Source organism: Falsiruegeria mediterranea M17 (genome assembly GCF_900302455.1).
Taxonomy (GTDB): Bacteria; Pseudomonadota; Alphaproteobacteria; order Rhodobacterales; family Rhodobacteraceae; genus Falsiruegeria; species Falsiruegeria mediterranea.
Window position 1 is genome coordinate 91,662 of record NZ_ONZG01000014.1, and the last position, 21,142, is coordinate 112,803.

A 21,142-nucleotide genomic window follows, 5' to 3' on the forward strand; every position below is an offset into this window, starting at 1 on the left:
AGGAGATACCATGTCAGCCGGTTTCGAGGATTTCACGCGCGCGGTGACACGCAGCGCGACACGGGATGCGCCCGTCAGCCAAAGGTTTGACCGCATAACGGTGCTGGGCGGCGGGCCGGATGCCCGTCTGCTGGCCGCGCTGTGTCTGGCCGAAGGGGCCGAGGTCACGTTGTTCTCGGCCTATGGGGCAGAGTTGACGCTTCTGACTCAATCCTCGGGTATCGGCATTCGGGGCGAAGGGCCCGTGGGCACATATCAGGTGGACCGCGACGGGCCGTCGATCCGTACTACGGCGGAACTGGATGCGGCAGTGCGTGACGCGCAGGCGATCTTTCTGACTGGGCCGATCCATAAACAGCGGACTTATGCCATGGTTCTGGCCGATCATCTGAGTGATGGTCAGGTTCTTGTGCTGGCGCCTGGCCGGTCTCTTGGCGCGGTCGAAGCTGCCTGGATGCTGCGCATTGGCGGGTGTTCAGCGGATGTCACTCTGGTCGAAGTGCAGGGTCTGCCGTTCTGGTATCAGGCCGAAGGGGCCGGTTTGACGCTGACACAGGCGGCGCCAATGGCGGCCGCCACTCTCCCGCGTGGGCGAGAGAACGTTCTTGCAGCGTTGACGCCATATCTATCCAACCTCCAGCCGACAGAGTCCGTCCTGGCCTCAGGCTTCGCCGATCTTTCGGCTGCGGTTGAGATACCGACCCTGATCCTGGGTGGCGCAGGCTTGGGCTCTGGCGGCCCGGACATCCCGATGGGAGGCGTACCGCTGAACGAAAACCAGACCTTCGCCGCGCTCATTGGGCCTGATCAGCGCGAGGTCATCTGTGGGCTGGCTGACGAGCGACGACGGGTTGCATCGGCCTTTGGCATTCGGACCCTGCCTGACACCGATGATTGGCTCACAACCTTTGCCGGAACTGAACGGGGACCCACCGCGCGTCCTATTCCCGATAGCCAAGCTGCGCGTCAACTGATGCGCGACGGCGTGTTGGGGTCGCTGGTACCGCTCGTCTCGGCCGCACAGCTCGCAGGTATTCCAGCGCCTTTGACAGAAAGCCTCATTTTGATGACCGACCGCATCCTTGGCGCAGATGTTGCCGCAGCAGGGCGCAGGTTGGACACCATCGGAATATCCGCAGGCGATGTCGAACAGGCACGCCGTATCTTTGACACGATCGCCACCGGAGACATGTGATGGACGCAGATCTGAAATCCATCGCCGCCGCGCGGCGCGCTGCTGAAACCGCATTCGAGGCTTACCGTGCTTTTCTGGGAACCGACCCGGCGCAAGTGGATGCCATCGTTGACGCCATGGCCCGTGCCATCGAACCCGAAGCGGAACGGCTGGGCCAGTTGGCGGTTGAGGAAACCGGCTATGGCAACGTGCCAGACAAGCGGGTCAAGAACCTGTTCAATGCCTTGTCTGTTGCGGATTACCTGCGGGACGTCACAACATTGGGCATGTTGTGGCGGGACGACGCCACCAAGATCGCCGCCTTTGGCGAGCCGATGGGCGTGGTGGCCGCGCTGGTACCGGTCACCAACCCAACTTCGACAATCATCTTCAAGGTTCTGTCTGCGGTAAAAGCTGGCAATGCCATTGTCTGTGCCCCGCATCCACGCGGTGTAAGTTGCGGGATCGAAACTGTGCGCATCATGGCGCGCGTTGCCGAACAGATGGGCGCCCCCAAAGGGCTGATCCAATGCCTGGATGCGGTTACCATTCAAGGCACGGCCGAACTGATGCGCCACCGGCGAACCTCGGTCGTGATGGCCACAGGTGGGCCCGCAATGGTCAAGGCTGCCTATTCCAGCGGCAAGCCGACGCTTGCGGTGGGGGCAGGAAACGTGCCCTGCTATGTCCACAAATCCAAAGCCCGTGATCTGGCCGAAGTGGCCGAGATGATCGTGACCTCGAAAAGTTTTGACTACGGCACTGCCTGTGTCAGTGAACAGGCAGTAGTGGCCGATCCCGAAATCGCGCGCGACCTGCGGCATGAGTTGAAGCTCAAAGGAGCTTACTTCTGCACCCCGGCCGAGGCAGATCGGCTGGCCGGTGTCATCTTCAAGGGCGCGCAGGCGATGGATCCCGAGCGGGTCGGGCAAAGCCCGCAGGCTCTGGCCGACGCCGCGGGTTTCTCAATTCCCCCGCGCACCCGTTGTCTGGTGTCGGAGGAAACCGAAGTGGGCTGGCAACGCCCACTGTCGGCGGAGAAGCTGAACCCGGTCCTGGCTTTCTATGAGGCAAAGTCCACCGATCACGGCATCGAATTGGCGCAATCTATCGCCAAGTTCGAGGGCTGGGGTCATTCATCGGTCATTCATTCCGACGACGCGGACGTGGTGGCGCGGTTTGCCACAGTGCCCACCGGCAGGGTGCTGGTGAACACACCGGGGATCATGGGTGGCATGGGGTATTCAACTGATCTGGAGCCGTCCTTCATGCTGGGCACCGGCACCTGGTCGGGGTCGATCACCTCGGACAACGTGACAGCCCTGCATCTCATCAACATCAAACGGGTCGCTTATGAAAGCAGACCCTGGCGCGACATTTACGAGGAGTATGGCGCATGAGCGAGATTACCATCCGGGCGCTGATGCAGATCGACAACCTGCAACCCAAATTCGCGGCCTACAATGGCGCGACGGTGCAAGGGTCGGTTCCCTTGTCGGGCGATACCGTGCTGATCGGAGAGTTTGCGCCGGGCAACGGGGTGTTTTCACTGATTGACCGGGCGCTCAAGGCGTCTTCGGTCGAGGCGACAACACAGATGGTGGAACGCGAGTTCGGGTTTTTCATCCTGCGCTCGCCATCCAACGCCGAGGTGTCTGCCGCGCGGGATGCGATGCTTGCTGAACTGGGCGCCTCTATGTCGGATCGTCTGAAGCCGGCCATCACCTCTACCCAGATCATCACCAGCGTCGAACCCTATCAGGCACAGCTGTTGAACAAATGGCGCAAGGGTGCATTGATCGTGCCGGGGCAGACGCTTGGCATCGTCGAGTGTGCGCCCGCGGCCTATATTTCGATCGCCGCAAATGAGGCCGAGAAAGCCGCCGAGATCGACATCGTCGAAGTGCGCGCCGTAGGACGGTTTGGTCGCCTGTTCATTTCAGGATCAGAAAACTCTGTCAAAACCGCTGTCGAGGCTGCAACCCAGGCCATCGAAGCTGTGGATGGACAAGACGCCTGATGGCTGCGCCGCGTGTCATAGGCTCGGACGCGGTCGAGGATGCCCGCCGTCGCGGCAGGATCGTATTCGAGGTCTTGCCCGGCGACATCGTAACCGCGCTTGCCCGCGAAACGGCGGAACGGGTTGGCATCGCTCTCGTTGACGGCCCGCTGGAACGTCCGCAGGCACCCCGCACGGACGGCGCGGTTTCGATGCGCCGGGTGTTGTATCGCCGATCGCCCAAATGGGTCGCGCCATCACGCGCGCCGCGCAAGGCACGCAGACTTGGCAAACTCGCCTTGGTTGGGGCAGGGGGCGTTGGCGGCAATGTCGCGCATCTGGCGGCGATGGCAGATATCGCTGATGAAATTGCGTTGATCGACATCACTCCGGGTCTAGCCGCTGCGACCGCACTGGACCTCAACCACACGTCTGGGATCACCGGCGCGCGCGCGCGATGTGTCGGGGGCGAGACGATGGAGCTGGTGGCCGGAGCCGAGGTGGTTGTCGTCACTGCCGGACGGGCTCGAAGACCGGGAATGACCCGCGCGGATCTGATCGACGTCAACGCGCGTGTCATTCGGCAGGCTGCCGAAGCGATCCGGTCTGATGCGCCAAATGCCATCGTGATCGTCGTCACCAATCCGCTGGATGAGATGACGGTTGAGATGCTGCGGGCAACTGGATTTCCTCGTGAGCAAGTTCTGGGCATGGCCGGAACGCTCGACAGCAGCCGGTTCCGCAATGCGCTTGCCATGGCCTCAGGCGTCACGCCGGCTGATGTCGAGGCGTTCACCCTTGGGAGCCATGGTGATGAGATGGCCCCGATCCCCAGCCGTGCGCGGATCAAGGGACGACCGCTGGACGTGTTCCTGTCAGCGGATCAGATCGAGGCCTGCGTCAAAGACGTGATCACGGGCGGCGGTCAGGTGGTTGCGCTCAAGAAATCGGGCTCGGCAACCATCGCCCCGGCCCATGCATCGATCGAGTTGATCGATCACATCCGGGATGCCCGCACCGGCCCGGTTCCGGTGTCGATCATGTTGCAGGGTGAATACGGGATCGATGGTGTTGTTCTGGGTGTGCCAGCCCATTTGGGGGCGGGCGGCCTGGTCGAGGTTGAAGAGCTGCGGTTGACCGAAACGGAGCAGGTGGCCTTGCAAGCCGCGGCCGAGGCGATCCGCGAAAGGCTGGGCCTGTGACCCTGCGCAAATGGAAGTCTGGCGGGCGTTTCGAAGAGGTTGCTTCATACTCTCGCGCCAAACGCATCGGCCCCTTTGTTTGGATTGCCGGAACCACCGCAATTGAACCCTCTGGCCGGATCCACGCGCCGGGGGATGTTGGGGCACAGACCCGCTACATCCTATCTCGCATCAATGAAGCACTAGGTGAGGTCGGCGCAGAAATGCGCCACGTGGGCCGCGTGCGGGCCTATCTGACTGATTTGTCCCAGGCCGGCGCTTTTGCGCAGGCGCACGGCGAGGTGTTCAAAGGGATCGATCCCGTGCTGACCGCAGTTCAAGCGGGCCTGACCCAGCCGGGTTTGGTGGTAGAAATCGATGTGGACGCAGTAATCCACGACCAAAACGGCAAAATCAACGGTTTCTGAACATGAGTTTTCAAGAAAGGATTTGATCGAACCACCTTCTTGTGTACTGTATACAGAATACAAGAAAGGCATAATGAGACACAGGGAGCTAATGTGATGATCAAGACAACGCTACTCAGCGGGACATGCCTCGCGCTCATGGCCTCGGCGGCCGCAGCAGACATAAAGGTTGGATTTATTGGATCGCTATCTTCGGATACCGGCCTGTCGACCCTGCGCGGGGCAGAAATCGCGATCGAGGAACTCAACGCCAATGGCGGCGTGATGGGTGAACAGATTACGCTGGTTTCAGCCGACACCGGACAGGACCCGACCGAAGGCGTTCGCGCCTATGAATATCTTGCCGAAACCGAAGAGGTGGATTTCATCATCTCGGGCTCGATTGACGATGTGTCGTTGGGCTGGCTGCCTCGAATGCAGGAATATCAGATTCCGACGCTGGACACTTGGACATCTTACATCGGCATCATCGACATGGTGATCGAAGATCCCGAAAGCATGGCGCCCTATTTCATGAACATCGCTTCGGACGAGGCGTTGGCCACGCTCTACATCAACTTTGGCGCGGACGTTCTAAAGGGCAAAATGGGCTGGGATTCCGTGGTCATTCTGGCCGAAGACACCGCCTTTGGTGAAGCAATCACCGGTCTGGTGACCGAGGCCCTGGCACCTGTTGCCGGTATCGAAGTCAAGGAAATCATCACATACGACGTGGCGACCGTTGATTTCGCACCGATCTTCAGCCGGGCGCAGGACACGGGGGCCGATTTCATCTATCAGGTCTCGTCAGTGAATTCGCAGGTGGTTTCATCGCAGTATGTGAAGCTGCAAGTGCCAATGGCGATGACGGGCGTGAACGTATCCGCGCTTGGCATGGAATATTGGGAAGACACCGGCGGTGCCGGTGGGGGTATCTCGACCTTGTCGCCTGTCCCTTCGGTTGGCTTCCGTCTGGATCCGGCCAGTCAGACCTTTGTCGATACTTATCAGGCCAAATATGACAGCCGCCCGCTGCTGCCCCACTTCAACGGTTTCAACGCCTATCACGGCCTGAAACAGGCGATGGCGGCAGCCGAAGAGGCCGGTGGCTTTGACAATGTCAAAGGCTGGGCCGATGCGATGAAGAAGCAGGATCTGGTTTTGGAGTTGGATGGGCAATTGTGGCTGCGCTACGCCTTCTGGGGCGATGACGAAGTTGAGCCCGTCACAGGCCGGACCTATCCGCACAACATCCGCTTTGACCTGTCCGAGCCGTTTGATGACGCGGCCCCGTCCATGGTTGTGGTCCAGTGGTACGAGGATGGCACCTCCGCTGTGGTCTACCCCGAGAAGTACGCCACGGGCGATTTCACGGTACCCAGCTGGGTCAAGAAATAATCCAGCCGCATCAATAGCTTGAACCGGGCGCGCTGTGACGCGCGCCCGCAACAAGGAATCCCATCATGTTGCAGATCTTGATTCAGGGGCTTTTGCTCAGCGGTCTCTATGCGCTCATCGCAATGGGCTTTACGCTGATCTTCAGCATCGGACGGGTCCTGAACCTGGCCTATGGCGCATACCTTATGGTCGGCGGTTACATCTACTTCTGGGTGTCGCAAACGCTGGGGATGCCCAAGCTGATGGGGGTTGTCGTGGCCGCCGCTTTGGGCGTGGTGATGGGCGTTTTGAAATACCGCCTGATCGTGAAGACGCTCAAAGGCGATCACGTAGCCGTCGAGATTTCAACTTTGATCCTGGCGGTTGTGATCCAGGCCGGCATTGTTCTGGTCTTTGGCGACAGCAGCAAGATCCTGCTGCCGATCGTGCCGGGTGTGATAAACGTTGCCGGGGCATCGGTGACGTACAACATCCTAATTGCCACCATGATCAGCTGGGCCATCTTGCTGGGTCTATACGCCTTTGTGCGGCTGACGCACACCGGACGGGCCATGCAGGCGGTGTCGATGGACGCCAAAGGCGCTGCGATTTCCGGGATCGACCCGGATCGGATCAACCTGATCACCTGAGGTATCTCGGGGGCCTTGGGGGCGCTCGGCGGTGTGTTTTTCGCCAGCTACACGCAGCTGTCCCCATCCATGTGGGTGGCCCCTTTGATCATCTCGGTTGCCGTGGTGATCGTGGGTGGGATCGGATCGATCATCGGTACACTGGTGGTCGCTCATATCATCGGTTTTCTTGAGGTGATCGTGGTTGCAACGCTGGCCCCGGAATTGCGGGGGGTTTTTACCATGCTTCTGATCATCGGCGTGCTGGTGACACGACCCCAAGGCCTCTTTGGCCGCGAGGAGTTATAATATGGGCCTGCGCTGGTTTCACTATGTTCTCTGGGGCGGTCTGATCGCGGGTATGTTCCTGCTGCCTCAAGTGGTGTCGAACGGCACCATGCGCACGATGATCTTCGCCAACTATCTGGCCATCTTTGCCATCAGCTGGGACGTTCTGTCTGGTCGCACGGGGTATGTCAGCTTTGGCCATCCGTTTCTGATCGGCATCGGCGCATACACAACGGCGATCCTGACCAAACGGTTCGATGTGCCGGTCGAAATCTCGATCCCGATCGCAGTTGTTTGCACCATGATTGCGGGTCTTTTGGTGCTGTTGCCTGCGCTGCGCATTCGCGGCAGCTATTTCGCGCTTGTTACGCTGGCGTTCATGGAGCTGCTCTATCAACTGGTGCAGGTCATCCGCCCGGATCTGACCGGCGGCACGCGTGGAATGTCAGGTATCCAGACCCTGACCCGGGGGGCGTCAAATGGGTATTACCTGTCAACGGCCCTGATGCTGAGTGTTGCTGTCAGCATGTGGTTGCTGATGAAAACCCGACTGGGAACTGCATTGGCCGCCATCGGGATGAACGAAGAAAGCGTACGCGGCTCAGGGCTGAGCAGCACGCGGCTCAAGGCGTTTGCCTTTCTGACCAGTGCGTTCATCGCCGGGTTGGGTGGTGCGTTCTATGTTCATTACCTTGGCTCTCTGGCTCCACGGGCACTGTTCGACATCAATTTCCTGTTCACCATCATCGTTGCAGCCCTGTTGGGCGGTACGTCGACCATAGTTGGCCCGATGATCGGGGCCTTCTTCATGACGTTTCTTCTGGAATATCTGCGCCCGGTCCTGCCGGGGGCCGAGCGATACTTTGTCTACGGTGCGATTGCACTGCTCCTATACATGTATCAACCCAAGGGCCTAGTCGAACTGGTCAGAACCGGCGTTCTCAGACTGCGAAAAGGGGGTGTGGCATGACTGTGGCGCTTGAAGTTTCTGGCCTGGTCAAACGGTTTGGCGGGCTGGTGGCCACAAATGATCTGTCCTTTTCCCTCAAAGAGGGCGAGTCGCTGGGACTGATTGGTCCCAACGGTGCCGGAAAGACCACTGTGTTCAGCCAGATCATGGGCGAGCTGCGTCAGAACAGCGGCACGATCAAACTGTTCGGACAAGAAATTTCGGCACAATCCACACCGCAGCGCATCCGCGCCGGTGTCAGCCGGACCTATCAGATCCCGCGGCCCTTTGGAGACATGAACGTGGCCGAGAACATCCGCGTGGGGCTGATGCCGGACAACATCTGGCGAATGATCGTCTCGCCCCCTGATACCGAACGGGAACGCGAACTAGCGCTGAGTGTCGGCTTTGCCGAGGCCGATCTAGAACGGCTCCCGTCTGAGTTGGCCATGGGTGATCTGCGTAAGCTTGAAATGGCGCGCACGATGGCCACCGCGCCGCGCGTGATGCTGCTGGATGAGGTGTTCGCCGGTCTGACGGTGGGGGAAATTGCACAGATTTCTGATCTCATTCAATCCATGCGCAAGGACGGCATGACTTTCCTCATTGTGAGCCACGATTTGCCTGCGCTCGAACCGTTGATCGACCGAGCCATTGCCATAGAACGCGGCACCATGATTGCCGAGGGCACGTTCAGCGAGGTGATGAACGACAAGGCCGTGCAGGCGTCATACCCGGGGAGCGCCTGATGTCTTTTCTTGAAATCGATAACCTGTCGGCCTTCTACGGCAAGGCTCAAGCACTCACCGATATCTCGATCACCGTCCAACCCGGTGAAATCGTTGCGGTGGTTGGTCCTAACGGGGCCGGCAAGTCGACATTGCTGGACAGCATCATGGGTTTGGTCAAGACCGAGGGCGACATTCGCTTGCGCGGCCACAGTCTGGTTGGCCGCAGCTCGTCAGAGATTGTGCGCAGCGGGGTAGGGTACGCGCCGGAACGGTTCAACCTGTTCCCCTACATGTCCGTGCGCGACAACCTTATGGTCGGCGCCTTTACCGCACGCGAAGATATCCAGAGCAATCTGGATATCGTTCACAAGCTTTTCCCACGACTGAAAGAGCGTGAAGGACAGGAAACATCCACCCAGTCCGGAGGAGAGCGGCAGATGGTCTCTTTTGGGCGTGCCTTGATGACCAGCCCGGAATTGCTGTTGATCGACGAGCCGACAATCGGCCTGGCCCCAAAGATCTGTCTCGAAATCGCCGAGGTTATCCGCCAGCTGAATTCGGAATACGGCCTGACCGTCGTGATAACCGAACAAAACGCCAATTTTGCCTTGTCTCTGGCGAGCAGGATTTATGTGTTGGAGTCGGGCCGCATGCAGACATCGGGAACCGAGGCCGAACTGCGAAATGACAAGCGTTTGCTGGACGCTTATTTTGGCGGTCATTGAGCCAAGACTGCAGATCAACAAGCATCAGGTTCCATCTGACAATGACTCAGACGCGCCACTCCTGCTTTTGACCGGGCGCAGTACTTTGGAGAACTCTGTTTACCTGGAACGCCAATCAAGGGTGAAACACCTCGACCGGAAGACACCCGCCGAGGTGCAAAGAGAGAAGCAGCTCAACAATCGCTCACGCTTACTATGCATAAACCGGGAAGCTTCTACAAAGCTGCTCAACGCGCAATCTGCTTCTGACAATCGTTTCTTCTTGGTTTCCGGAAGCATCGGTTTCGATCAAGTCCGCGATGGTCTCCCCCAAAGCTGCGAATTCGGCGGCTTTCATTCCCCGAGTTGTCGCGGCCGCTGTTCCCAATCGCAGTCCAACCCATTCAGGTGGACGTGGACTGTCATTTGGAATGGCGTTCTTGTTGGCGGTTATGTTGGCGTGTTCCAAAATCAACTCGGCTTGTTTTCCGGTCAGCCCCTTGGTGCTTAGATCCAGCAGCACGATGTGCGTGTCCGTGCCACCGGACACGATCCGTATTCCGCGATTTCCAAGGGTTTCTGCTAGCACTTTAGCGTTGGCTTTGACTTGCGCTGCGTAGACCTTAAATTCATACGATTGCGCCTCACCTAAGCAGATGGCTTTGGCCGCCAGAACCTGCGTGTGCACAGAGCCCTGAACACCAGGAAAGACAGCGAATTGCAGGCGTTTGAACCAGTCTTCATTATTGGTCAAAATCAGTCCCCCACGAGGACCACGCAGGGTTTTGGTTGTCGTGCAGGTTACGATGTCGGCGTGGGGAAACGGGCTGTTGTGGACGCCCCCGGCGACCAGACCAGCGATATGGGCCATATCCACATGAAACTTGGCGCCAACCGATTTGGCGATCTGTCCCATCCGGGCAAAATCGATCTCACGCGGATAGGCTGACCCCCCTGCGATAATGAGCTTCGGCCTGATCTCTTTCGCTTGTCGTTGCAAGTCATCGTAGTTGATGACCTCGGTGTCTGGATCGACACCGTAATGATGTGCCTCAAACCATCGACCCGAAAGATTGGCCTTCAAACCATGGCTGAGATGCCCTCCAGCCGCCAAATCCAGGGAAAGTACCCTGTCACCCGGCTGTAGCAGCAAAAAGAACACAGCCAGATTGGCTTGGCTGCCCGAGTGCGGTTGCACATTTGCATAGTCGCACCCAAACAACTGTTTGGCTCGATCTATCGCCGCCTGTTCGACGACATCGACAAACCTGCCGCCACCATGAAAACGGTTGCCTGGATATCCTTCGAGCGTTTTGTTCGTCATTTCATGCCCCAAGGCATCAAGAACCGCGCGGCTGACGATGTTTTCAGAGGCGATCAGTTCGATTTGATCCTGTTGGCGTGCTTTTTCGCGGTGAAGGGCCTTTGCGATCAATGGATCCACATCGGCGACATGAGTGTGGAAATGTGCCGTCATGACGATTGTCCTTTAGCTGACATCATGGGGGACACTGCATGGTCTGCAGCAACTTTGCCCATTATCGGTCGAACACCGTAGACGGCACAAATCAGTATTGCTATTTTTTAACCGTAGAAAAACTCAATCAAAGTAATCAATGTCTGTATCTCCTCCTCGTCCGAAAGGGCCGCATCTAAACGCCTTGCGTGCATTTGAAAGTGCGGCGCGCCTGAAAAGTTTTGCCGCGGCAGCCAACGAACTCAGTGTGACACCGGGCGCCATTACACAGCACATCAAGGCGCTGGAAGCATGGGCAGAAAGTGAACTTTTCGTAAGGCACAAAAGAGGCGTTGAACTGACCCCCCTGGGTGAAGAGTTGCTGCCTGAATTCACCGCCGCGTTCGATATGCTGGGTGGTGCGATTCAATCTCTTCGTACCAAGGGCACACCCAACAAGATCCGGATTGCCACGCTCCCCTCGATCGCCCAACTTTGGCTATCAGAAAAACTGGGCAAACTGCGCAGGATCGCACCAGACATTTCGGTTTCTGTCGTTGCGGTCGAGTCACCGCCCAATCTGGCTCGTGAACCTTATGATGTGTCGATTTTCTTCAAGAGCGGAACGCTGGAGAAGACCGAAACTGCCTTGTTCCAGGATCGCATCTTTCCCGTCTGTACCCCTGAGATAGCTGCCCGCCTCAACTCTGTTTCCGATTTGGAAGACGAAACGCTTATTCACGATTCCACATGGACTGGGGATTGGGAACAATGGTTGAGAAACTTCCCCGAAGTTGGCAGACGCGGCGCACGTGGACCGACCTATTCGCTATTCAGCGTTGCGCTTGAAGAGGCATGCCACGGCGCTGGCATCCTGATGGCACACGAGGCATTGGTGCTGGCCAAGTTGGGTTCAGGTGCCCTGATCGCACCGTTCCCCGAGAAGGTATCCCTGGATCGTAGCCTGGTTATGGATGTGGCAACACGGTTTCAAAACAATCCCGCAATGCCGAAGCTTGTTCAAGCTATGAGCCAGTAAATCCGGCCTTTAGAAAATTCATTTGAAGGCTGATGAGATGGACCGAACGGATCTACTTCGGTCGAAACTAGGCCAGTGTGTGCACTCATCGCGCACGCTCGGCTTTTTTGCGCTGAGTTAGGCGAGCAATGAGCACGTCGTGATTGCCCTCTTGCACGAAGAAGCGTTTTGCGTGGATACAGGTCTGACCCGCGTTACGGGGGATCATCGCCGCGCGCTTTGCCAGTCATGGCAGCTCAAGTGTAGCGCGCCAACGAATACCTTGGTTTTTGCAGGCTACGGTTTGCAGGTTCAGGGTAATGAGTCGGGTTCATTCATCAAGGTCGTGAACGCAGCGCGCCGCTCCTCGTCGATCGGGGTAGGGCGATGGGTGGCGCGATCCACGTAGACATGGACAAAGAAGCCCTCGGCTGCCGCTGCATCATCCTCGTTGCAGAACAGGGCCACCTCATATTTGACCGAGCTTGAGCCCAGCCGTGCCACGCGCAGGCCAGCGGTCAACCGATCGGGAAACCGGATTTCAGCGTGGTATCTGCAGCCGGTTTCCACCACCAGGCCGTAGGTTTCGCTGCTGCGCAGATCAAGCAGCCCGCGATCAATCAGCCAACCGTTCACTGCGGTATCGAACAGCGCGTAATGGACGGCGTTGTTCATATGGCCGTAGGTGTCATTGTCCATCCACCGGGTTTGCAACGGATAGAAATCGGCATAATCCGCACGGGTGGTGACAGGTTTCCTACCGCCCATCACCAGGCCGCCTTGTAGATATTTAGGGCGTCTTGTTCCGACACTTCGCGTGGATTGTTCACCAACAGGCGCTGCTGGATCATCGCGTCCGAAGCCATCTTTTCGATTGCGTCTTCGGGGATGTTCACGTCACGCAGCCGGGTCTGCAGGCCCAGTTTTGCCGACAGCTCTGCAAGCGCATCGATGAACGCGGCGCAACGGGCTTGAGATCCTTCGACCTGGGCCAAATGCGGAAAGGCATCCGCTGCGATTTCAGAATACAGCCCATGTGCGTCCGGCGCGTTGAAGCGCAACACATGCGGCAGCACCAGCGCGTTCGACAGCCCGTGCGGGATATGGAACGTGCCCCCGATAGGATAGGCCAGAGCGTGGACAGCGGCGACCGGAGAATTGGCAAAGGCCTGACCGGCCAACATTGACCCCAGCAACATAGCCCCGCGCGCGTCCTTGTCCGAGCCATTGAAGACGGCGGTTTCGATGTTGGCCCCCAAAAGCCGCAATGCCTCGCGCGCAAGCATCTTGGACAGGGGATTGTTGTTGGCCGAGGTTGAGGCATAGGCCTCGATTGCATGCACCATCGCGTCAACGCCAGTGGCGGCCGTGATATGCGCGGGCAGGCCGGTGGTCAGATCCGCGTCCAAAATGGCAACGTCTGGCAAGATCACCGGACTGGAAACGCCGCGCTTTTCCTCGGCACCCACGGTGATGATTGAAACCGGAGTAACCTCGGACCCGGTGCCTGCGGTGGTGGGGACCAGAACCAGCGGCAGACGCGGCCCCTTGGCTTGCGCCACGCCCCAAGCCCCATCCAGATCTTCGCCCGATCCCAGCAAAAGCGCGACAATTTTTGATACGTCCATAGGCGAGCCGCCGCCGAATCCCAAAAGCCCCGTCGCCCCTGCTGTGCGTCCAAATTCAACCGCATTCATCACGGTATCCAGCGATGGGTCGGCCTCTACCGCGTCAAAGATCGCCACTGTGTGCCCGGCGCTTTCCAGCGAGGCGACCGCCGAGTCGATCATCCCCAACTTACGCAGACCGGGGTCGGTGACCAACATGACCGACAGTCCCAGGGTCTTGCCCGCGACCTCGGCCATACGCGCAGCTGCACCAGTTTCGAAAACCAGCGATTTCGTGGTGTTGAAAGTAAATGGGTTCATGTCAAAATCCTTGGCTTGTGGCGCGTACGTCCGCTTCATAAAGGTCACGCATCTTGAACCGCATTATCTTGCCCGATCTAGTGCGTTGGATTGCGCAGATCGTTTCAGATCATTGAGCAGTTTGTATGAAGACACACCATGGGCGCAAAATTTTCAAACCGAGTCTAGGTCTGGCGCTGCGTCATTTTCAGGTACGACAAAGACGAGGGACACTTCGCCCAGTGTTTTATGCCCATCATCAACGACGGCAGTATCGCGGGTTCCTGCCATGTGCTTTGAAGATGTTGGTCATGTGTTTGTCCAAGAACTCGGCATTTGAATGCGTATCTCTGAGACAAATCCCGCTCTCTAGGGATCATGTCCGTTCTCCTTGTTCTTCAACAAGCTTGGGAGTTTCTCGCAACCCGGTTCGGAATGCGCCTCGCGCAAGCATTAATCCTTATAATCCACATTATGTGAAATAAATCCTCAAGCTAATTCTAACTACCAACCGCTGTCCAGAGATCTGCTGGTCAGGTGACGCGCCGTTGCAGACAATCCGGTTAACGCCCAAGATCGCACCCGACCTCTCGGGAATAATGGGCTGCAAGAACCACGTTTTATCATCAAACTTGTGATGTACAGCGACCTTATTATTCCTGAGAATGATAAGGTAGATGCACGGATGTGCGAACTGATGGTAAGGCGGGCGCGTCGCATCGGATATGTATCGTCAGGGCCGAAACCGGATCGGCGGCTCTATCTCGAAAAACAAACTTGCTACACCAAGCCAGATTGTGAGTTGCCTGAGCTTCTTGACGCGTCGACAGTGGTTGACGCGGCAGTTTCTGCATTTATCCGGAATCAACGGTTTCTCTTGCCCGTTAGTAGAACGGGTGCGTGACGTTGGCCTTTTGATTGGAAGGAATGCTGACACAAGACTGATGAGCCCGACAGTTGCGCTCAAAGAATGTGCAATACTTGGCACCAGCGGCTGAAAATAAGGCTATCAGGCGCCATCCAAGCTTTTTCCTGCGCCGCAGTGCAACATTTCGACAACGGCTTGATACGCGGAGCCTATGCCAAATCCGCTTAGCATATGTGTGGTCGAAAAAGACGCAGCGCGCGCAAAGGAGATCACAGAAGCCCTGCACCAAGGGGGGTGGGCTGATGTGACTGTTATCACCGATGATGCCTCCTTGACCCAGACATTGGCGTCAACTGAACCTGATCTGGTTCTGATCGACCTCGCAAACCCCCGTCGTGACACGCTGGAAACCCTGAGCGAAGCGTCGGGCGCCCGTCAGCGGCCGGTGGCGATGTTTGTCGACGAAAGCGATCCCGAGTTGTCGACGGCCGCCATTCAAGCCGGGGTCAGCGCCTATGTGGTCGGCGGCTTGTCTGGCGAACGCATCCGGCCGGTTCTGGAAACTGCGATTGCCCGGTTCCGGATGATGACACAGATGCAATCCGAGTTGGAGGCTGCCAAAAAAGCACTTGCTGAACGCAAAACAATTGATCGGGCCAAGGGCCTGCTGATCCAGGCCAAAGGGTTGTCCGAAGATGACGCCTATCGCCTGATGCGCAAAGCCGCGATGGATCAGGGCAAACGATTGATTGATGTGGCGCAGGCCTTGGTGACGGCCTCGGAGCTGTTGCGATGACCCGGTCGGTTCTGCACTGCGGTTTTGTCCCCCTGGTCGATGCCGCGCCGCTGGTGATTGCGCGCGAGCTTGGCTTTGCAGCCAAGGAAGGGATCATTCTGGAGCTTTTGAAGCAGCCCTCTTGGTCGGCGCTGAGGGACATGTTGGCGATGAGGCACCTTGAGGCCGCGCATATGTTGTCGCCGATGCCCATTGCCATGTCTCTGGGGCTTGGCGGAGTAAAAGCTGACATACATGCTGTAATGGTGCTGTCGGTGAATGGAAACGTTCTGGCCGCCAGCAACACCCTGATCGCACACATGCGGGCGATTGGTTGGAACCGGGATCTGGAAGATGCCTATGCCGTGGCCGACGCCCTGGAACAAGCAGCACAGGGGCCGATCCGTTTTGGTGTCCCGTTTCCGTTTTCCATGCATCGCGAGCTGGTAGAATACTGGCTGCGCGGGCGCGATCTGCAGATCGAGATTCATTCGGTTCCGCCACCGATGATGAGCGAGGCCCTGAAATCAGGCGAGGTGGATGCGTTTTGTGTCGGAGAGCCCTGGGGCTCGCGCGCGGTTGATGCCGAAGCTGGTGAATTGATCCTTGCCGGGCGATCGATCTGGGCATTCAGCCCGGAAAAGGTTCTGGCTGCGCGGCGGGATTGGATCAAGGACAACCCCGATCAGATCGCCGCCCTGATGCGCGCTGTCTATCACGCGGGTTGCTGGCTCCAAGATCCAGGCAATCGCGTAATTGCGACCGACATTTTGGCGCGGCAGGAATATCTTGGGCTGCCGGCAGATGTGATCGAACGCGCGATGAAGGGGCACCTTTTGGCGCAAGCACGGTCTTTCGGTACAGAAGTCCCCGGCTTTCTTCATTTCAATATTGGGGCGGCCAACTTTCCATGGCGGTCACAGGCGCAATGGATTGGCAGTAATCTTGCGCACCGGCACGGGCTAGAGCTTGGACAAGCTATAGCACATGCGCGGCAAGTGTTTCGCAGTGATCTTTATCGCGAGGTCATGGGCGCCATCGGTATTGACCTGCCTGGGGCGTCTGACAAGCAAGAGGGTGCCTTAACGCATCCCACCGCCGTTGCGTCGACCCGGGGCGGGCTGATTCTGCAGCCGGACTACTTTTTTGATGGCGCGATTTTCGACCCGGACAGGGATTAGTGCCCGATATTTATGCAAGTGCAGCAAAAAGCCATAAAGTCATTGCAAATGGCACAGATGATGATGCCGCGATGCAGCAATAGCCGCTAATCTAGACCCAACGCCAAGGCAAAGATGTCTTGGGTTTCTTCCCCACGGACGGGGAAAAACACGAGCAACGCCGCTCAGTTCACTGGCACTCCCTCTCTCCTCCGAGAGGTGCCTTCTGAACTGGGCGGTTTTTTTTGGTCAACGGGGCACCTGCCCCGCAGGACAAGGATTGAACCCATGAAGAAACTGGCACGCTTTGCCTTGGTCGCAACCACCGCTCTCAGCACCCCGGCCTGGGCGGAAATGTTGGATGTTGAAAAAGACGAGCTGAAATTTGGCTTTATCAAGCTCACCGATATGGCGCCGCTGGCTGTGGCCTATGAAAAGGGCTATTTCGAAGACGAAGGCCTGTTTGTCACTCTTGAGGCGCAAGCGAACTGGAAGGTGCTTCTGGACGGCGTGATCGACGGTCAGCTGGATGGTGCCCACATGTTGGCGGGTCAACCGCTTGCTGCCACCATCGGCTTTGGCACCGAGGCGCACATCATCACCCCGTTTTCGATGGACTTGAACGGCAATGGCATCACTGTGTCCAATGAAGTCTGGAAGCAGATGAAGCAGCATGTTCCACACGACGCTGATGGAAAGCCGATCCACCCGATCTCGGCCGCGTCGCTGAAGCCGGTTGTCGAGGCCTATAAAGATCAGGGCAAGCCGTTCAATATGGGGATGGTGTTTCCGGTTTCGACCCACAACTACGAACTGCGTTATTGGCTCGCCGCTGGCGGACTGGAGCCGGGTTTCTACTCGGAGGAGAACATTACCGGCCAGATTGGCGCGGACGTCCTGTTGTCCGTGACGCCGCCCCCGCAGATGCCCGCGACGATGGAGGCCGGCACAATCCACGGCTATTGCGTGGGAGAACCGTGGAACCAGCAAGCCGTGTTCAAGGGTATCGGCGTGCCGGTGATCACCGATTACGAACTGTGGAAAAACAACCCCGAAAAGGTTTTTGGCTTGTCGGCTGAGTTTCAGCAGGAGAACCCAAATACCACCATCGCCGTCACCAAGGCGTTGATCCGGGCGGCAATCTGGCTGGACGAAAACGACAATGCCAATCGCCCTGAAGCTGTCGAAATTCTCAGTCGATCGGAATATGTCGGCGCCGATTATGACGTGATCGCCAATTCCATGACCGGTACCTTTGAATATGAAAAAGGGGACAAGCGCGAAGTTCCTGACTTCAATGTCTTTTTCCGCTACAACGCCACCTACCCCTATTATTCGGACGCAGTCTGGTATCTGACCCAGATGCGCCGTTGGGGCCAGATCACCGAAGCCAAATCGGACAGCTGGTATGACGAGGTCGCAAAGTCGGTCTACAAACCCGCAATCTACCTTGAAGCCGCCAAATCGCTGATCGACGACGGGCTTGCCACAGAAGACATGTTTGATTTTGCATCGGATGGGTACAAGGCACCGACCCCGGCCGAAGATATCATCGACGGCATCGGCTATGACGGCAAATCCCCCAATGCATACCTCGACAGCCTGCCCATCGGCCTAAAGGGCGACCAGACAGTCGTCGGCAACGAAGTGCAGGGATGATGTGATTGTGGGTCGGCGCTCGCTGACGCGTCGCCCCACCCACCATCCCATGAAAGTGCCCTACTGATTTGAATGGACAGCACATGACTGCAATTGACCCCGAAGCACTGAGCCGATCAGAGGCCAAAGAGGCCCGTAAGGAACGACTTTTCACCCGCATCAACAAGGCAGACGCCTGGTTCCAGGTTCTTGGGCTGTCCTGGCTCACGCCCGTTCTCAAGGCCGTCGCTGGGGACAACCCACAAGCCCAGGCCAAAGAAATCTGGCGCCTGCTTGGCGTGCCTCTCTTGGCTATTGCAGGGTTTCTTTTTGTCTGGGCGTCGTTGGCGCCGACCGTGCAAACGTCGTTGGGGGCCATTCCCGGCCCAACGCAGGTCTGGGAGCAAGTGGAAAACCTACATGCCGATCACTTGCGCGAGCGCGACAAGGAAGCCGCCTTTTATGAGCGTCAGGACCAGCGCAACGCCAAGCTGATCGCCGCCGGAAAAGAGGATAAGGTCAAGGAACGGGTCTATACCGGCAAGCCAACCTACTACGACCAGATCTGGACCTCGATCAAAACTGTTTTCTTCGGATTTCTGATCGGGTCGGCCATTGCGATCCCACTGGGGATCCTTGGGGGTCTGTCCCCCACTGCAAGCGCAGCCATGAATCCCTTGATCCAAATCTTCAAACCCGTGAGCCCGTTGGCGTGGTTGCCGATTGTCACCATGGTGGTTTCGGCGGTTTACGTGACCAATGACGGCATGTTCTCGAAAAGCTTTCTGAACTCGGCGATCACTGTGACGCTGTGTTCGCTGTGGCCAACGCTGATCAACACATCCTTGGGTGTCTCGTCGATCGACAAGGATCTGGTTTCTGTCTCCAAGGTTTTGAAAATGGGCACCTGGACCAAGATCACAAAACTGGTTCTTCCCTCTGCCCTGCCCTTGATCTTTACCGGTCTTCGCCTGTCGCTTGGCGTGGGCTGGATGGTGCTGATCGCTGCCGAAATGCTGGCACAAAACCCTGGTCTTGGAAAATTCGTTTGGGACGAGTTCCAGAACGGATCTTCGCAATCGTTGGCCAAGATCATGGTGGCTGTTTTAACCATCGGCATCATCGGCTTCCTGCTGGATCGCCTGATGTTCGCCATCCAGTCGCTCTTCACCTTTTCCAACAACCGGTGATCGCCATGGCCGTTCTTGAATTCGAAAATGTCTCAAAGAGCTTTGGCGAAGGTGCAAAACGCACTGAGGTGCTAAAGGACATCAACCTGAAGGTCGAAGAGGGTGAGTTCCTCGTACTCCTCGGCTTTTCGGGCACGGGCAAGACAACATTGATCAACCTGATGGCCGGTCTCGAAGCACCGACCAAGGGCAAGATCACCTATCGGGGATCACCCATCACCGGCCCAGGTCCTGAGCGGGGGGTGATCTTTCAGAACTACTCGCTGATGCCGTGGTTGACGGTCAATGGCAACGTGAGCCTGGCAGTGGACACGATGTTCCCAAATCTGACCAAGGCAAGCCGGGCCGACAAAGTGGCACATTACGTCAAAATGGTGGGGCTTTCCCACGCCGCCACACGACGTCCGGCCGAATTGTCTGGTGGGATGCGCCAGCGGGTGAATGTAGCCCGTGCCCTAGCCATGGATCCGGAAATTCTGTTGCTGGACGAGCCGCTTTCAGCGCTCGACGCGCTGACTCGTGCCAATCTGGCGGATGAGATCGAACGCATTTGGGATGCCGACAAAAAGACCTGCGTCCTCATCACCAATGATGTGGACGAGGCGATAATTCTGGCGGATCGGATCATCGCCCTCAACCCCGACGGAACACTTGGCGAGGAGTTCACAGTTTCGATCCCACGTCCGCGCGAGCGGGGTGAAATGAACCATCATGAGGGTTTCAAGAAACTGCGGGCCGAGATCACGAAACACCTGATGACCGTAGGCATTGAAGCCAAGGTTGAAGGGTCACGCAGTCTGCCGAACGTGACGGCGATCCACAATATCCCCAAGGCTCAGGCCGATGTGAAGGCCAAGCAGAGCCAGCGGATCGACAGGTATCTGGAATTCTCGCAGCTTCACAAAATCTATCCGACCCCGAAGGGGCCGCTTACCGTGGTCGAAGACTTCGATCTGAAGGTGGACAAGGGCGAGTTTATCTCGCTGATCGGTCACTCGGGCTGTGGCAAATCGACGGTTCTGACCATGGCAGCAGGTTTGAACGACGTGTCCAAGGGCGTCATCAACCTGGATGGCCGGGGGGTGGTCGGTGCTGACCCGGAACGCGCGGTGGTGTTCCAGTCACCCAATCTGTTTCCCTGGCTCACCGCCAAGGAAAACGTCGCGATCGGGGTCGACAAGGTCTATCCCCGCGCCTCTCAGGCTGAACGCCAGGACGTGGTGGAATATTATCTGGAGCGGGTTGGTCTGGCGGACAGCATGGACAAAGAGGCCTGCTCGATGTCGAACGGCATGAAGCAACGTGTGGGCATCGCCCGTGCATTTGCTCTGTCCCCCAAGCTGCTGCTGCTGGATGAACCTTTCGGCATGCTCGACAGCCTCACACGCTGGGAGCTGCAAGAAGTGCTAATGGAGGTTTGGGACCGCACCAAGGTCACGGCGATATGCGTAACGCACGATGTGGACGAAGCGATCCTTTTGGCCGATCGCGTGGTCATGATGACCAACGGACCGCAGGCCACGATTGGCAAGATCGTAGACGTCGACCTGCCACGTCCACGCAGTCGCAAAGCTCTGCTCGAGCATCCTGACTATTACGCCTATCGCCAGGACGTTCTGGATTTCCTTGAGGAATATGAACATGGCGCAAAGCCCAAGCCGAAATCGGCCAAGGCCATTGCCGCGGAGTGA

The 21,142-nt window shown here is 57.7% G+C and carries 19 protein-coding genes and 1 pseudogene; 16 read left to right on the plus strand and 4 right to left on the minus strand.

Annotated features, from left to right (window positions below):
• The first annotated feature begins 10 nt into the window (after nucleotides 1-10).
• The 10 genes and pseudogenes from TRM7615_RS22175 to TRM7615_RS22225 all read left to right on the plus strand — a co-directional run bounded on the left by TRM7615_RS22175 (nucleotide 11) and on the right by TRM7615_RS22225 (nucleotide 9,460).
• The gene (locus TRM7615_RS22175; protein WP_108791859.1) at nucleotides 11-1,195 is read left to right on the plus strand and encodes a hypothetical protein; all 1,185 of its coding nucleotides are present in this window, start codon (nucleotides 11-13) and stop codon (nucleotides 1,193-1,195) included.
• On the plus strand, nucleotides 1,195-2,574 hold the full coding sequence (locus TRM7615_RS22180; RefSeq protein WP_108791861.1) for an aldehyde dehydrogenase family protein: 1,380 nt from the start codon (nucleotides 1,195-1,197) through the stop codon (nucleotides 2,572-2,574). Before TRM7615_RS22175 ends, TRM7615_RS22180 begins: the two co-directional genes overlap by 1 nt.
• Entirely contained in the window at nucleotides 2,571-3,194 is a 624-nt protein-coding gene (locus TRM7615_RS22185) for a BMC domain-containing protein (protein WP_108791863.1), read from the plus strand. The genes TRM7615_RS22180 and TRM7615_RS22185 overlap by 4 nt, the downstream gene beginning before the upstream one ends.
• A complete protein-coding gene (locus tag TRM7615_RS22190) occupies nucleotides 3,194-4,375 on the plus strand; it encodes a malate dehydrogenase (RefSeq protein ID WP_108791865.1) in 1,182 nt (393 codons plus the stop codon). Before TRM7615_RS22185 ends, TRM7615_RS22190 begins: the two co-directional genes overlap by 1 nt.
• On the plus strand, nucleotides 4,372-4,782 hold the full coding sequence (locus tag TRM7615_RS22195; RefSeq protein ID WP_108791867.1) for a Rid family hydrolase: 411 nt from the start codon (nucleotides 4,372-4,374) through the stop codon (nucleotides 4,780-4,782). The genes TRM7615_RS22190 and TRM7615_RS22195 overlap by 4 nt, the downstream gene beginning before the upstream one ends.
• Nucleotides 4,783-4,878: 96 nt before the next feature.
• On the plus strand, nucleotides 4,879-6,159 hold the full coding sequence (locus TRM7615_RS22200) for an ABC transporter substrate-binding protein (RefSeq protein ID WP_108791869.1): 1,281 nt from the start codon (nucleotides 4,879-4,881) through the stop codon (nucleotides 6,157-6,159).
• A 65-nt stretch (nucleotides 6,160-6,224) separates the two neighbouring features.
• Nucleotides 6,225-7,076 (plus strand): annotated as a pseudogene (locus TRM7615_RS26035) (branched-chain amino acid ABC transporter permease).
• Between the two features lies 1 nt (nucleotide 7,077).
• Nucleotides 7,078-8,025, plus strand: a complete 948-nt coding sequence (locus TRM7615_RS22215) for a branched-chain amino acid ABC transporter permease (protein WP_108791875.1) — start codon at nucleotides 7,078-7,080, stop codon at nucleotides 8,023-8,025.
• Nucleotides 8,022-8,753 (plus strand): ABC transporter ATP-binding protein, encoded by a 732-nt coding sequence (locus TRM7615_RS22220; RefSeq protein WP_108791877.1) that lies wholly within the window; start codon nucleotides 8,022-8,024, stop codon nucleotides 8,751-8,753. Before TRM7615_RS22215 ends, TRM7615_RS22220 begins: the two co-directional genes overlap by 4 nt.
• Nucleotides 8,753-9,460 (plus strand): ABC transporter ATP-binding protein, encoded by a 708-nt coding sequence (locus TRM7615_RS22225; protein ID WP_108791879.1) that lies wholly within the window; start codon nucleotides 8,753-8,755, stop codon nucleotides 9,458-9,460. Before TRM7615_RS22220 ends, TRM7615_RS22225 begins: the two co-directional genes overlap by 1 nt.
• Before the next feature lie 193 nt (nucleotides 9,461-9,653).
• Here TRM7615_RS22225 and TRM7615_RS22230 read toward each other — a convergent pair whose 3' ends face one another.
• A complete protein-coding gene (locus TRM7615_RS22230) occupies nucleotides 9,654-10,916 on the minus strand; it encodes a 2-methylserine hydroxymethyltransferase (RefSeq protein ID WP_108791881.1) in 1,263 nt (420 codons plus the stop codon).
• 139 nt (nucleotides 10,917-11,055) lie between these two features.
• Here TRM7615_RS22230 and TRM7615_RS22235 point away from each other — a divergent pair, with 139 nt between their 5' ends.
• On the plus strand, nucleotides 11,056-11,934 hold the full coding sequence (locus tag TRM7615_RS22235) for a LysR family transcriptional regulator (RefSeq protein ID WP_207775259.1): 879 nt from the start codon (nucleotides 11,056-11,058) through the stop codon (nucleotides 11,932-11,934).
• Nucleotides 11,935-12,019: 85 nt separating this feature from the next.
• On the opposite strand, the gene TRM7615_RS26275 is transcribed toward TRM7615_RS22235, so the two are convergent.
• From TRM7615_RS26275 to TRM7615_RS22250, 3 genes are all read right to left on the minus strand, one after another.
• Nucleotides 12,020-12,142 carry an aldehyde dehydrogenase family protein gene (locus tag TRM7615_RS26275; protein ID WP_108791886.1) on the minus strand — a complete coding sequence of 41 codons (123 nt, stop codon included), beginning with the start codon at nucleotides 12,140-12,142 and terminating at the stop codon, nucleotides 12,020-12,022.
• Nucleotides 12,143-12,225: 83 nt separating this feature from the next.
• Nucleotides 12,226-12,681 carry an acyl-CoA thioesterase gene (locus TRM7615_RS22245; RefSeq protein ID WP_108791888.1) on the minus strand — a complete coding sequence of 152 codons (456 nt, stop codon included), beginning with the start codon at nucleotides 12,679-12,681 and terminating at the stop codon, nucleotides 12,226-12,228.
• Nucleotides 12,681-13,841: an iron-containing alcohol dehydrogenase gene (locus tag TRM7615_RS22250; protein ID WP_108791945.1), complete on the minus strand. Its 1,161-nt coding sequence runs from the start codon at nucleotides 13,839-13,841 to the stop codon at nucleotides 12,681-12,683. The genes TRM7615_RS22245 and TRM7615_RS22250 overlap by 1 nt, the downstream gene beginning before the upstream one ends.
• 1,058 nt (nucleotides 13,842-14,899) lie before the next feature.
• Between TRM7615_RS22250 and TRM7615_RS22260 the strand changes: the two genes are divergently transcribed.
• The 5 genes from TRM7615_RS22260 (at nucleotide 14,900) to TRM7615_RS22280 (ending at nucleotide 21,142) form a co-directional block, all read left to right on the plus strand.
• Nucleotides 14,900-15,484, plus strand: coding sequence for an ANTAR domain-containing response regulator (locus tag TRM7615_RS22260; protein ID WP_108791892.1), 585 nt, complete (start codon nucleotides 14,900-14,902; stop codon nucleotides 15,482-15,484).
• Nucleotides 15,481-16,644 (plus strand): CmpA/NrtA family ABC transporter substrate-binding protein, encoded by a 1,164-nt coding sequence (locus TRM7615_RS22265; RefSeq protein ID WP_108791894.1) that lies wholly within the window; start codon nucleotides 15,481-15,483, stop codon nucleotides 16,642-16,644. The genes TRM7615_RS22260 and TRM7615_RS22265 overlap by 4 nt, the downstream gene beginning before the upstream one ends.
• Before the next feature lie 267 nt (nucleotides 16,645-16,911).
• Nucleotides 16,912-18,282, plus strand: coding sequence for a CmpA/NrtA family ABC transporter substrate-binding protein (locus tag TRM7615_RS22270; RefSeq protein WP_108791896.1), 1,371 nt, complete (start codon nucleotides 16,912-16,914; stop codon nucleotides 18,280-18,282).
• Between the two features lie 83 nt (nucleotides 18,283-18,365).
• A complete protein-coding gene (locus TRM7615_RS22275; protein WP_108791898.1) occupies nucleotides 18,366-19,451 on the plus strand; it encodes an ABC transporter permease in 1,086 nt (361 codons plus the stop codon).
• Between the two features lie 5 nt (nucleotides 19,452-19,456).
• The gene (locus tag TRM7615_RS22280) at nucleotides 19,457-21,142 is read left to right on the plus strand and encodes an ABC transporter ATP-binding protein (RefSeq protein ID WP_108791947.1); all 1,686 of its coding nucleotides are present in this window, start codon (nucleotides 19,457-19,459) and stop codon (nucleotides 21,140-21,142) included.

What these genes read in the sequence shown, in the direction of transcription:
- TRM7615_RS22175 (WP_108791859.1), top strand. Translation starts at nt 11, where the DNA reads ATGTCAGCCGGTTTCGAGGATTTCACGCGCGCGGTGACACGCAGCGCG.
- TRM7615_RS22180 (WP_108791861.1), top strand. Translation starts at nt 1,195, where the DNA reads ATGGACGCAGATCTGAAATCCATCGCCGCCGCGCGGCGCGCTGCTGAA.
- TRM7615_RS22185 (WP_108791863.1), top strand. Translation starts at nt 2,571, where the DNA reads ATGAGCGAGATTACCATCCGGGCGCTGATGCAGATCGACAACCTGCAA.
- TRM7615_RS22190 (WP_108791865.1), top strand. Translation starts at nt 3,194, where the DNA reads ATGGCTGCGCCGCGTGTCATAGGCTCGGACGCGGTCGAGGATGCCCGC.
- TRM7615_RS22200 (WP_108791869.1), top strand. Translation starts at nt 4,879, where the DNA reads ATGATCAAGACAACGCTACTCAGCGGGACATGCCTCGCGCTCATGGCC.
- TRM7615_RS22215 (WP_108791875.1), top strand. Translation starts at nt 7,078, where the DNA reads ATGGGCCTGCGCTGGTTTCACTATGTTCTCTGGGGCGGTCTGATCGCG.
- TRM7615_RS22220 (WP_108791877.1), top strand. Translation starts at nt 8,022, where the DNA reads ATGACTGTGGCGCTTGAAGTTTCTGGCCTGGTCAAACGGTTTGGCGGG.
- TRM7615_RS22225 (WP_108791879.1), top strand. Translation starts at nt 8,753, where the DNA reads ATGTCTTTTCTTGAAATCGATAACCTGTCGGCCTTCTACGGCAAGGCT.
- TRM7615_RS22230 (WP_108791881.1), bottom strand. Translation starts at nt 10,916, where the DNA reads ATGACGGCACATTTCCACACTCATGTCGCCGATGTGGATCCATTGATC.
- TRM7615_RS22235 (WP_207775259.1), top strand. Translation starts at nt 11,056, where the DNA reads ATGTCTGTATCTCCTCCTCGTCCGAAAGGGCCGCATCTAAACGCCTTG.
- TRM7615_RS26275 (WP_108791886.1), bottom strand. Translation starts at nt 12,142, where the DNA reads ATGATCCCCCGTAACGCGGGTCAGACCTGTATCCACGCAAAACGCTTC.
- TRM7615_RS22245 (WP_108791888.1), bottom strand. Translation starts at nt 12,681, where the DNA reads ATGGGCGGTAGGAAACCTGTCACCACCCGTGCGGATTATGCCGATTTC.
- TRM7615_RS22250 (WP_108791945.1), bottom strand. Translation starts at nt 13,841, where the DNA reads ATGAACCCATTTACTTTCAACACCACGAAATCGCTGGTTTTCGAAACT.
- TRM7615_RS22260 (WP_108791892.1), top strand. Translation starts at nt 14,900, where the DNA reads ATGCCAAATCCGCTTAGCATATGTGTGGTCGAAAAAGACGCAGCGCGC.
- TRM7615_RS22265 (WP_108791894.1), top strand. Translation starts at nt 15,481, where the DNA reads ATGACCCGGTCGGTTCTGCACTGCGGTTTTGTCCCCCTGGTCGATGCC.
- TRM7615_RS22270 (WP_108791896.1), top strand. Translation starts at nt 16,912, where the DNA reads ATGAAGAAACTGGCACGCTTTGCCTTGGTCGCAACCACCGCTCTCAGC.
- TRM7615_RS22275 (WP_108791898.1), top strand. Translation starts at nt 18,366, where the DNA reads ATGACTGCAATTGACCCCGAAGCACTGAGCCGATCAGAGGCCAAAGAG.
- TRM7615_RS22280 (WP_108791947.1), top strand. Translation starts at nt 19,457, where the DNA reads ATGGCCGTTCTTGAATTCGAAAATGTCTCAAAGAGCTTTGGCGAAGGT.